General features: G+C 63.2%; 12 protein-coding genes. 8 read left to right on the forward strand and 4 right to left on the reverse strand.

Annotated features, from left to right (window positions below):
• Positions 1 to 283 precede the first annotated feature (283 nt).
• The 5 genes from S2M10_RS22410 (at position 284) to S2M10_RS11200 (ending at position 3,571) form a co-directional block, all read left to right on the forward strand.
• Positions 284 to 685, forward strand: a complete 402-nt coding sequence (locus tag S2M10_RS22410; RefSeq protein WP_206434338.1) for a hypothetical protein — start codon at positions 284 to 286, stop codon at positions 683 to 685.
• Between the two features lie 223 nt (positions 686 to 908).
• Positions 909 to 1,208 (forward strand): hypothetical protein, encoded by a 300-nt coding sequence (locus S2M10_RS11185; RefSeq protein ID WP_019368262.1) that lies wholly within the window; start codon positions 909 to 911, stop codon positions 1,206 to 1,208.
• 300 nt (positions 1,209 to 1,508) lie between these two features.
• On the forward strand, positions 1,509 to 1,895 hold the full coding sequence (locus S2M10_RS11190) for a DUF3768 domain-containing protein (protein WP_168846133.1): 387 nt from the start codon (positions 1,509 to 1,511) through the stop codon (positions 1,893 to 1,895).
• 126 nt (positions 1,896 to 2,021) lie between these two features.
• Positions 2,022 to 2,279 (forward strand): hypothetical protein, encoded by a 258-nt coding sequence (locus S2M10_RS11195; protein ID WP_017503786.1) that lies wholly within the window; start codon positions 2,022 to 2,024, stop codon positions 2,277 to 2,279.
• A 2-nt stretch (positions 2,280 to 2,281) separates the two neighbouring features.
• Entirely contained in the window at positions 2,282 to 3,571 is a 1,290-nt protein-coding gene (locus tag S2M10_RS11200) for a Fic family protein (RefSeq protein WP_168846134.1), read from the forward strand.
• 5 nt (positions 3,572 to 3,576) lie between these two features.
• On the opposite strand, the gene S2M10_RS11205 is transcribed toward S2M10_RS11200, so the two are convergent.
• Both S2M10_RS11205 and S2M10_RS11210 read right to left on the reverse strand, forming a co-directional pair.
• Positions 3,577 to 4,839, reverse strand: a complete 1,263-nt coding sequence (locus S2M10_RS11205; RefSeq protein WP_286863818.1) for a Y-family DNA polymerase — start codon at positions 4,837 to 4,839, stop codon at positions 3,577 to 3,579.
• 4 nt (positions 4,840 to 4,843) lie between these two features.
• Entirely contained in the window at positions 4,844 to 5,278 is a 435-nt protein-coding gene (locus S2M10_RS11210) for a S24 family peptidase (RefSeq protein WP_168846138.1), read from the reverse strand.
• Positions 5,279 to 5,418: 140 nt separating this feature from the next.
• On the opposite strand from S2M10_RS11210, the gene S2M10_RS11215 reads away from it, so the two are divergent.
• Positions 5,419 to 5,619 (forward strand): helix-hairpin-helix domain-containing protein, encoded by a 201-nt coding sequence (locus S2M10_RS11215; RefSeq protein WP_026008901.1) that lies wholly within the window; start codon positions 5,419 to 5,421, stop codon positions 5,617 to 5,619.
• 9 nt (positions 5,620 to 5,628) lie between these two features.
• Complete coding sequence (locus S2M10_RS11220) at positions 5,629 to 6,288, forward strand: hypothetical protein (protein WP_168846135.1); 660 nt, start codon at positions 5,629 to 5,631, stop codon at positions 6,286 to 6,288.
• Between the two features lie 142 nt (positions 6,289 to 6,430).
• Here the strand turns inward: S2M10_RS11220 and S2M10_RS11225 are convergent, their stop codons facing one another.
• Both S2M10_RS11225 and S2M10_RS11230 read right to left on the reverse strand, forming a co-directional pair.
• Positions 6,431 to 6,961, reverse strand: coding sequence for a GNAT family N-acetyltransferase (locus S2M10_RS11225; protein ID WP_007686150.1), 531 nt, complete (start codon positions 6,959 to 6,961; stop codon positions 6,431 to 6,433).
• The gene (locus tag S2M10_RS11230; RefSeq protein WP_008832583.1) at positions 6,958 to 7,578 is read right to left on the reverse strand and encodes a recombinase family protein; all 621 of its coding nucleotides are present in this window, start codon (positions 7,576 to 7,578) and stop codon (positions 6,958 to 6,960) included. Before S2M10_RS11230 ends, S2M10_RS11225 begins: the two co-directional genes overlap by 4 nt.
• 125 nt (positions 7,579 to 7,703) lie before the next feature.
• On the opposite strand from S2M10_RS11230, the gene S2M10_RS11235 reads away from it, so the two are divergent.
• The gene (locus tag S2M10_RS11235) at positions 7,704 to 10,628 is read left to right on the forward strand and encodes a Tn3 family transposase (RefSeq protein ID WP_168846136.1); all 2,925 of its coding nucleotides are present in this window, start codon (positions 7,704 to 7,706) and stop codon (positions 10,626 to 10,628) included.
• Positions 10,629 to 10,712: the final 84 nt, after the last annotated feature.

Here is a 10,712-nt window from a genome sequence, read left to right on the forward strand (position 1 = left end):
CAATACCGTGCGTCCGCATAGCAGTCTTGGCGGGTTGGCACCCGCCGAGTTTACGAACCGCCCCCGCCAAGGGCATATGGACACCGAAGCTAAGTTATCAACGGCCTGAAAATGGGGAGCAGGTCACCAGCTCCTAAGTAGGTTCGTGGGTTCGCATGTTCAATGTTCGCATAGGTGTGCCACGTGGCACACCCTCGTTCGCCATGATCGAGCGCGCTTCGAACCACGCGAACAGGTCCGCCACAGCGCGCCGGCGATAGGCATTGAGCCATCGACGACGCCGATGCTCGTCAGCATCGTGGATCATGTGGCACCGCTGGCAGAGCGCAGCCAGGTTGCGCGGGGCGTTGTCGGTCGGATCATGGTTGAGGTGGGCGCAGGCGATATAGACCCGCGTGATACGGACGATCGCCACGAGGTCTATCGCCCCGACCCTGATCCGCCTTCCGCGCCCGTCTCGCCATTGCCGACGATCCATGTCCCACCACCGTCCGTCGCCCAAGTGGAATACGCGCTGACCATGCGGGCGATGGCAATGCTCGCACCGCCCATTGGCGCGGCCGAAGCGAATGGCTCTCGACAGCTCGGGCCAGTCGATCGGGTAAAGCCAGCGATGTTCGGCCATGATCGGCATGACAATTCTATGAGTCAGCGGGAACGAGAACGAAAGCAGAAAATCACCTGATCGACCGCCCTGGTGGGCGGGCGTTGTTTGGTAGGGCTGTCCGTCAGTCTCCTCCCATCGTGAGGGACGCGGCCCGCCGCCTCAAGGATCAGCGGTCCCCCCAATTCACTGCGTAAATCGGCTCCCCCGCTGTCCGGCAAGCCGGCCGCTTCGCGGTCCTGTGACCCGGCGTTCCGCGCACCTCCCGCTGTCGTCGCCAATCACGGCAACACGGAGGTTTTCCATGTCCCATCATCGCCTGTTTGCGCAGCTCGCCTTCGAGCGTGCGCTTGGGATGGCCGCGCTCAATGCGCTGGCTCAGGCCGTTGCCGAGTGCGACCAATTCCGCGCCGTAGGCCGCGAGCGCGACCCGATCCATTTCTGGGTTCTGGCCGGTGAACTGGAAGACGTGGTGCAAGATCGCATCCGCGACGTGTTGGATGGTCCTGGCCTTGCCGTCGTCGAGCGCGGCGAGCTTTTCCATCAGCCCCGCATCGTCGAGCTGGTGATCGCCGCTCGCGACGCACGCACCGCGCCGTCATGACGGCGCGCTTGCGCGCAAGAATGCCGTGCGGAGATCCGCACCGCGCCGTCCTCGCCGCCCGCGCATCGCGCGATCGGCGCGAGGGGAACACCAAGGGCGCCGCCCTTTCGTTCCCGAACGACAATCGACCGCCCGTGTAATCCGCCAAGCACGGCACCCGGCGCAAAGCGCCGACCGCGCTAGGGCGGCTCGCCCGCGCCAGCGGTAGATTCTCGCTCCCCCTCCCCATCCCGTCCTCGCCGGACAGGCAGGGCCGTGAGGCCGAGCGGCCTTGCGGCCCATGCAGCAGGAGGATCAGTTATGCGCAGCCCCGAACAACTCGACACCATCCGTCGCCTGAACGATGCGGCCCGGAGCAATCCCGGCACGGCTTCCAGTGCCAACGTCACGCTAGGGTTCCAGTCCCTTCCCGATGCCGACCGCTTTGCGGCACTGGCGGCGATCGTGGGGTTTTCCCGGTTCGACGGAGACAATGACCCCTATGGGGAACATGATTTCGGCGCGGTCTATCGCCTCACGACGGGAGGGTGGACGCAGGAGCGGCCCAAAGACGAGAAGACGATTGCCGAGACAGTGTTCTGGAAAGTGGATTACTACGACAACACGCTCACCTATGGCAGCGAAGTGCCGTGGGATGAGCACCAGACCAAGCGTGTGCTGACCATCATGTTAGCCAACGAATACTGATAGTTGCGGCGATCATCCCGCGCCCGAACGGGCGCGGGACATGGTGAACCGAGTGACTGCCGCGTCGAGTGATTTGTTGAGGAATCGCGCCGGGGAGAGTAAGGTTAAGATAGAAAGGATGACGCGATGGCCCAGATCGATATTGAAGCGCTGCGCGAGCGCATCCGCCAGATGGATTTCGAACGCGGCACTCCCGAACAGATCGCGCTCTGGCGCGAGGATGTCGCGGAGTCCCGCGCCAATCTCGTGATTGAAGACATGACGCCGACCATCGATGAAGACGCGATGTTCGCGATGATGCTCGACGAGGGTGTGCCTCCCGCACTCATGCCCTCGATCATCCTTAGTCTCTATCCGCCCGGAACCCGCCAGATCGCTGCCTGACATTGGCAAGCGATCCTTACACGTATCCCGGCACCGAGACGCTTCGAAACCGGCTCGGCCTCACCGATGAAAAGACGCTCATCGAAGCTGAGCGGCGCCTAACGCAGGCGCGCGGCGCAGAGGCCGCGCGCCTGACTTTTCCAGCGACGGCCGACGGCTATCGCGCGCTTCACAAGCACCTGTTTCAAGACCTCTATGATTGGGCGGGGCAGGACCGGACCGTCAACATCGCCAAGGGCGGTTCGAGCTTCGCAGCCGTGCCCTATGTCGCGCGTGAACTCGACAAGCGGTTTGCCGACATGGGCGCACAAAGCGGCTTTCGCGGACTTCCTCGAGACGAGTTTTTCGACCGGCTCGGCGATCACATCAACGAGATCAACGCCATCCATCCTTTCCGCGAAGGTAATGGGCGCACCATGCGCCACCACGCGGCGCAGCTTGCGCGCGAGGCTGGACATCCGATCCGCATCGCCGCGATCGACAAAGACAAGTGGATGGAGGCATCCCGGCACGGCTTTCTAACGGGGGATCATCGCGGCATGGCCGCGGTTCTTTCCGCAGCAGCAGTCAAGCGCGACCTCGCGCCCGAGGCGCGCATCGGTCCTGCCGGGATTGCCATGCTTCCGAACCGCGCGCCACCCGAGGGGCAACGCTATCGCGTCACTCTCGCTAAGGCGCGCGAAGAACTGGAACGCTACCTGCCCGCCGCCCGACAGCAGGCGGCCGAACGATTGCGCGAATTGATCGGAGAAAGCGCGCCATCTACTGCCATCGCGAATGCACGAACCGAGCTTGCCTATGTCCGGCACGCCAAAGGTCCGATCTACCAGTCCCACCTTTTAACATATCTCGGCGTGCGGCAGGTCGATGCCGTCGTTACCGCCCAACAAACGCCCCTTGAGCGTGTGCGTGAGATCGGAGCCGCCCTGGGCGTTCAGATCAACGGTCAGCAATCGGCGCAGCTTCAACGCGCCGTGCGGGCGCTGGAGCGGCCGATCCTCCCCCCCGGCCATTCACCCGGGCAGGAGCGGCTTGCCGAGCTTTTCATCAAGAACACGCCCGAAAAAAACCATGCCGATCCACGCCTTTCGCCCGCGCAAGCGATTGTCGATGCCGCCATGAAGACGGCGGCCGACCTGGGCGAAAGCGCCCGCATGGTCGCGACGATCAGGGAGTCGACGCGCCAGCTCGTCGCCGATCGGATCAAGGCTGGCGGTTCACTGGACGGCGAGATCGGCCGCGCGGCGCAGGTGCAGGCACCCGCGCCGCGCGATAAGGACCGGAGCCGCTAACGGCTTCATCGCGCAACGGGTATCTCCCCGATCCGGGTCGTCCATGCCGGGCTCTTCTGTGATCGCTTCGTATCGAACGACCGCGCACCGCATCCCTGCGCCGCCAAAATGACCGTGTTTCTTCCAAACCGGCTATTGAGACCATCCATTGCCGCCAACAGCGCGGGTGCCTTGGGATCGGCTGTCGCAAAGAGGTCAGCCTGCCCCGCCCCTTCCGCTGTCAGATCCTCCAGCAAGACGCCGCACTTGGTATAGACGCCTCCCGGCTGAAACATCGCTTCCATCATCTTCCCCGCGATCCCCACGATGATGCGCGGATCGTTGGTCGGCGGGGAGAGCCGCGCCGATCGGGATGCCGAAGGCGGGTTCGGGCGATAACGCGACCCATGTGCGAAGGCGATCAACCGGCTCGCCGCCAGTCCTTGCGCGCGTATCTTCTCGGCCGCACGCGCTGCGCGACGCGCCATCGCCTCGCGCAGCTCGGCAAGATCGGAGACGGGCGCGCCAAATTGCCGCGTCACTGCGGTCGCCTTGAGCGGTTCGGGCGCCACCTTGAAGTCGTCGCACTCGATCCCGCCCAGCTCACGCACGAGCCGTTCCAGCACCACCGTTCCCACATCGCGTGCGACCGCCGGAGGTAGCGCAGCCAGGTCCGCCGTCGTCCTCACACCGAGCGGGCGGAGCCGCGCTGCCAGCGCGTGCCCGATGCCCCACACTTCTCCTACCGGCCATTGGTCGAACAGACGCCGGCGCAGCTCGACGTCGTGGAGATCGACCACCCCTCCCCACACCTTCTCGGTCGCCTTCGCCAAGGCGTTTGCCACCTTGGATAACGTGCGGGTCGGACCCAAGCCGATCCGGGTCGGTAGGCCGACCGATCGCGCTATATCCTCGCGGACCGCGTGCGCGGCCACGACGTTGCCGAGGCCGTCCGGCAGCACCGGCAGCCGGAAAAAGCTTTCATCGATCGAGTAGATCTCCACCATATCGGAGTGATCGGCGATGACCGCGTTGAAGCGTCGATTGAGGTCGGCATACAGTTCATAATTGCTCGATCGGAGCTGGATTCCGTGGCGTTTGATCCGATCGCGCATCTTGAAGACCGGGTCGCCCATACGGACGTGCAGCGCCTTCGCCTCTTCACTGCGCGCGATCGCGCAGCCGTCGTTGTTGGACAAGACGATGACGGGCACATCGCGCAGGGCCGGATCGAACAATCGCTCCGCGCTGACGTAGAAATTGGCTATGTCGACGATCGCCCATGACACGGCGCTAGCGTCGATAGTCGCGGACGCCGGTCCGCACGACGCCCCATATCTCCACTCCTTCCACGGGTGTCGGCTCATAAATTTGCTGCGCGTTCCGCGCTTCCAGGAGGAGGTCGCCGCGTCTCCGGCAGAGCTGACGGCACACGAAGCCGCCATCCACGATCGCAATAACGATATGCCCCTCGACGGGGCGCGTGTCGCGATCGACCACCACCACGTCGTTGTCGTGGATGCCTGCGTCGATCATGCTCGATCCGCTGATGCGGAAAACGAAACTTGCCGCCCGATCGAGCCGCAGCAACTCGATCAGGCTTATGGCGTCGTCCTGCCAGTCTTGGGCAGGGCTTGGAAAGCCGGCTCCTGCTGCACCAACGATCCGGAGAACGGTCCCCTGCGGCACGTCGGCAAGCGGGACCGGCTGCATCAGAGGCAGCATCAGAGATTCCCTTCATCCTCCATTGTAACACTCACGCGAACGAAAGGGGAACAGGAGAGTTAAACCATTCGCCGCAACGAGAGGGACGGTTCCTCTTGCGACCGTCGCGACAGATGGCACGATGCACGTTCAAGGAGATCACGATGCCCGCCACCAACGTCAATACCGCCAGCGCCGCAGAACTCGACGCTGTTCCGGGCCTCAATGGGCATGGCCCGGAGATCGTGCGCTACCGCGAGGAGCGCGGCGGCTTCAGCGATTTGCGCCAACTGGAGGAGGTGCCCGGACTTGCCGGAAAGGTCGACGGCAGCAGCGCGGCCCTCACCGTGGGCGACGCGAATTGAGAGACGAGCATGAGTGACACGGACACAGATGACGACGATGATGGTGCCTATTATGTCGTACCCGAAGAGGCGATCCAGTATCTGCCGCAAGAATGGCAAGAAGCGATCTACGCGCGTGCCGAGGACGGTCGCAAAGTCTTGGAAGCCGCTGACAAGGAGCTGAAACAGCTCTCGCGACTATCGCTGTCCTTCTACCACGTGACGGTCCTGAAGCACATCAGGGACAAGCTGGCCGTCTATCGGTTCAAGGCTGATATGGTCGCGTTCCTCGAATTGGACATGCTAACGACCGCCTTCGTCGCCACCTATGTCCGGCTTCACACCGGAGGGAGCGGCAGCGGCTTCGCTCGCGACGCGCTGCCCGAGGCGTTGCGCAGCGCCCATGACGAAATCATCGATATGCGGAACAAGCGATATGCCCATGTCGCAGACCACGATTCCGTCAACGATGAAATGGAGATCCAGGAGGATGAAGGGCGCTTCATCGTCAATCTAAGCTTCCGCTTCGGGTTCTATATCGGAGGGTCGAACGACTGGACGAAGCTCGTCGATGCGCTCGACGAGATATTCGCCGAGCGAGGTCAAAAGATCGTCGAGCGGCTTCAGGCCAGGACCGGTAGAGAATGGTCGATCGCGCAAGGCCCCCCGCCCGACGCGACGCCGACCTGACGGGGGGCGCATCGGCCCCCAAGAAGTTCAGCGAGACATCGGCCGAGGGCCCAGGGCGTCAGCCAGCCCTCCATAATAGGGGGCGTTTGCGGGAGGGGGCGGAATCCTACGCCAAGCTCGCCCAGATAGCCGGCGCGAGATCTTACTTGTTGCTGCCTTCTACGGTCGCGCCAGAAAGGCGACGGCTCAGTTCTATCCGGCGATGGCTACGCATTTTGAAGGTGTCTGGCCCAACGCGCCGATACTCAATGAAGCCGAGAGAACGCCAAAATCGCTCTGCCGCTTCATTCGCTTCCAGCACGGCCAACCGAATCTCTGTGGCACCTCTCGCAGCGGCCCAGCTTTCGACCGTCGAGTAAATTGAGCGTCCGACGCCACGACCACGCTGTGCGGCATCTACGATCATGAAGCCGAGATACCATGTGCCATCACGCGGATAATCGCGGAGGATGGCCGCGATTGCATATAGGCCGCCAGGCCCCTTCCATCCCAGGACAGCTTGATTGTGGGCGCTCTTTTCGGGCGGCACATCGGAGAAAAGCTCGCGAGCATCGTCCAGCGTGGGCGCGGCCCCGTCCTGCAACAGGAAATAGTCGCTGCAACGGTTGTACAGGTCTGCAACGTCTGCGGCGTCCGCTTGGGTAAGTTTGATCGGGGCTCCCGTCATCATCATCGCGTTTTGGCAGCAAGCACGCGCTGACCGTAATCCCGGAGTTCCCCGTTGGGACCGACATAGCGGTAGAGAGTGACGCGCTCGATCCCGAGTTCCTTGCAGAGGTCGGAAACGGACGTGTCGCGTTGGGCCATAGCAGCCTGAGCGAGCCGCACCTGGGCCTTGGAGAGGGCGAACTTGCGGCCACCCTTGCGTCCCCGCGCGCGGGCAGCGGCCAGGCCAGCCATGGTGCGCTCGCGGATCATATCCCGCTCAAACTCCGCCAGTGTGGCAAAAATGCCGAACACCATCCGGCCCGATGGCGTCGTGGTGTCGATCTGCGCGCCCTTGCCGGTGAGCACCCGCAGACCGATACCGCGATCCGACAGATTCTGCACCGTGCTGACCAGGTGGGTGAGCGTTCGGCCGAGCCGGTCGAGCTTCCAAACGATGAGGACATCGCCGTCGCGCAACGATTTCAGGCAGGCGGCAAGACCGGGGCGATCATCACGGCTACCGGATGCACGATCATCATAGATATTGCCTGGCTCGACACCGGCAGCGCGAAGGGCATCGTGCTGCAGGTCGAGCGACTGCGAGCCGTCGGCTTTGGACACGCGGGCGTAGCCGATCAGCATGGATCACAAACGAAGGTTTGAGGCGGTGACGAACATGAGCACATAAGATTGGGCTATTGTGTATCTTAACCAGCATCTCAATCAAGCTATCTCAAACCGTAGCTCGGAAAGAATAAGGAGCATGTATGCCGCGTCGCGTGACCCTGACCGATCGACAGCGCGAGGCGCTGCTTCACTTGCCGGTCGATCAAGGTGAGCTGCTGCGGCACTATACCCTCAGCGATGAGGATCTCGGGCATATCCGCCAGCGCCGGCGCGCCCACAATCGTTTTGGCTTCGCGCTGCAACTGTGCGTCCTGCGCTACCCGGGCCGGGTGCTCGCTCCTGGCGAGTTGATCCCGGCGCAGGTATCGGATTTCATCGCGGCCCAGCTCGGCCTGACCAGCGACGATCTACTCCTCTATGCCGCGCGCGAGGAGACCCGGCACGAGCATCTGGCGGACCTTCGCCGAATCTACGGCTATCGCTCCTTTTCGGGGCGGGGCGCACGGGATTTGCGCGAATGGATCGCTCGGGAAGCCGAGGCGGCGACATCGAATGAGGATCTTGCCCGTCGCTTCGTTGCGGAGTGTCGCCGCACCCGCACGATCCTTCCCGGCTCCTCGACGATCGAGCGCCTTTGCGCCGATGCGCTGGTTGAGGCCGAGCGCCGGATCGAGGATCTTATCGCCCATCGCATCACGCCAACCCTGAGCGAGAATTTGGCTCACCTGTTGGAGGATACGGTGGATGGTCGCGTCACGCGCTTCGTATGGCTGCGACAGTTCGAGGTTGGCGCAAATTCAGCAGCCGCTAACCGGCTGATGGATCGACTGGAATATCTTCAAAGGTTCGATCTTCCGGCGGATTTGCTGGACGGCGTGCCGGCGCATCGTGTGACCCGGCTTCGCCGGCAGGGCGAGCGCTATTACGCCGACGGCATGCGTGATCTGCCCGAAGACAGGCGGCTTGCGATCCTCGCTGTCTGCACCCTGGAATGGCGGTCATCGCTGGCCGATGTCATCGTGGAGACCCACGATCGCATCGTAGGCCGTCTCTATCGGGCCTCCGAACGCCTTTGCAACACCAGGATCGCCGACGCAAAGGCGGCCGTTCGGGACACGCTGAAGTCCTTTGCCGAAATCGGTGGTGCTTTGCTTGGAGCGCAGGACGATGGCACGGCCCTGGACGGGATAATCGCCACCGGGCCTGGCTGGGAACGGTTCAGAACCCTTGTCGCCACGGCCTCCGCGCTGACCAACGTGCTCGCGGCCGACCCGCTCAGCCGTGTGCTGGACGGCTATCACCGTTTCCGCCTCTACGCGCCCAGGATGCTGCGCCTGCTCGACATGCAGGCGGCGCCGATCGCCACGCCTCTTCTGGCGGCCGTTGCGATGCTGCGTAACGGGATCAAGGTCGATCCGCCGGTGGATTTTCTACGTCCCAACTTGAAATGGCATCGTCATCTTCGCGCTGAGCCCAGCGGCGACCACCGGCTTTGGGAAATCGCGGTGCTGTTCCACATCCGCGACGCCTTCCGGTCCGGTGACATATGGTTGGCGGGATCGCGCCGCTATGGCGACCTCAAGCAGCTTCTGGTCCCGCCACAGGCGATAGAGCAGACCGCGCGGCTCGCCGTGCCGCTGCGACCCGGCGAATGGCTGGCCGAGCGCAGGGCTCGACTGGATACACGGCTGAAGGAGTTTGGCCGCGCGGCGCGAACCGGCACGATCCCAGGCGGCATCATCGAGAACGGCAAGCTGCACATCGACAAGCTGAGGGCCGACACGCCCGAAGGGGCCGAGGATCTCGTGCTCGATCTCTATCAACAGCTCCCGCCCGCGAGGATCACCGATCTGTTGCTGGAAGTCGATGAGCGAACCGGATTTTCCGAGGCGTTCACGCATCTGCGCACCGGCGCGCCCTGCAGCGACCGGATCGGCCTGATGAACGTGTTGCTGGCGGAAGGCGTCAATCTCGGTTTGCGCAAGATGGCGGCGGCGACCAACACGCACAGCTTCTGGGAATTGCTGCGGATCGCGCGCTGGCATGTCGAAGGCAGCGCCTATGATCGGGCGCTCGCCATGATCGTGGAGGCCCACGCCGCCCTGCCCATGGCCGCCTTCTGGGGACAAGGGCAATCGGCATCCAGCGACGGGCAGTTCTTCCTTGCTACCGAGCAGGGCGAGGCGATGAATCTGATCAACGCGAAATATGGCAACGTCCCGGGCCTCAAGGGATACAGCCATGTGTCCGATCAATATGCGCCGTTCGCAACCCAGGTGATCCCGGCAACGGTCAGCGAGGCTCCCTATATCCTGGACGGGCTGCTCATGAATGACGCGGGCCGCCGCGTTCGCCAGCATTTTGCCGACACGGGCGGCTTCACCGATCATGTGTTCGCCGCCTGCGCCTTGCTCGGCTACAGGTTCGCCCCCCGTATCCGCGATCTCCCTCAGAAAAGACTCTATGCCTTCACGCCCAACGCGACGCCGGCCAATGTGCGAGCGCTGGTCGGAGGTAAGATCAATGAACCGCTCATCGAGCGCAACTGGCCCGACATCCTGCGCATCATGGCGACGATCGCAGCGGGGATCGTCGCCCCCAGCCAGATTCTTCGCAAGCTCGCCTCTTACCCGCGCCAGAATGAGCTGGCCCTCGCATTGCGAGAGGTGGGCCGCATCGAGCGAACCCTGTTCATGATCGACTGGATTCTTGATGCCGGCCTCCAGCGCCAGGCTCAGATCGGCCTCAACAAGGGTGAGGCCCACCACGCCCTAAAGCGCGCCATCAGCTTCCACCGCCGAGGTGAAATCCGGGATCGATCCGGCGAAGGCCAGCACTATCGCATCGCCGGAATGAACCTGCTCGCCGCCATCATCATATTCTGGAACACCATGAAGCTCGGCGAGGTCGTCAATACCCGGGCCGCCAGCGGTACCCATATCGCGCCTGATCTACTCGCCCACGTCTCGCCGTTGGGATGGGAACACATCAATCTAACCGGGGAATATCGCTGGCCCAAATCCTTAGACCCCATGACTGCCGGAGCCGCGGGGGCTCAAATCTGAGATGCTGACGATGGATTTGTCAGCACTGGAGGCGAGTCATGACGGAAGCAGTGAAATACGTCGGTCTGGACGTGCATAAGGAAA

It is taken from the genome of Sphingomonas sp. S2M10 (assembly GCF_012650175.1).
GTDB lineage: Bacteria > Pseudomonadota > Alphaproteobacteria > Sphingomonadales > Sphingomonadaceae > Sphingomonas.

What these genes read in the sequence shown, in the direction of transcription:
- S2M10_RS22410 (WP_206434338.1), top strand. Translation starts at nt 284, where the DNA reads ATGCTCGTCAGCATCGTGGATCATGTGGCACCGCTGGCAGAGCGCAGC.
- S2M10_RS11185 (WP_019368262.1), top strand. Translation starts at nt 909, where the DNA reads ATGTCCCATCATCGCCTGTTTGCGCAGCTCGCCTTCGAGCGTGCGCTT.
- S2M10_RS11190 (WP_168846133.1), top strand. Translation starts at nt 1,509, where the DNA reads ATGCGCAGCCCCGAACAACTCGACACCATCCGTCGCCTGAACGATGCG.
- S2M10_RS11195 (WP_017503786.1), top strand. Translation starts at nt 2,022, where the DNA reads ATGGCCCAGATCGATATTGAAGCGCTGCGCGAGCGCATCCGCCAGATG.
- S2M10_RS11215 (WP_026008901.1), top strand. Translation starts at nt 5,419, where the DNA reads ATGCCCGCCACCAACGTCAATACCGCCAGCGCCGCAGAACTCGACGCT.
- S2M10_RS11220 (WP_168846135.1), top strand. Translation starts at nt 5,629, where the DNA reads ATGAGTGACACGGACACAGATGACGACGATGATGGTGCCTATTATGTC.
- S2M10_RS11225 (WP_007686150.1), bottom strand. Translation starts at nt 6,961, where the DNA reads ATGATGATGACGGGAGCCCCGATCAAACTTACCCAAGCGGACGCCGCA.
- S2M10_RS11230 (WP_008832583.1), bottom strand. Translation starts at nt 7,578, where the DNA reads ATGCTGATCGGCTACGCCCGCGTGTCCAAAGCCGACGGCTCGCAGTCG.
- S2M10_RS11235 (WP_168846136.1), top strand. Translation starts at nt 7,704, where the DNA reads ATGCCGCGTCGCGTGACCCTGACCGATCGACAGCGCGAGGCGCTGCTT.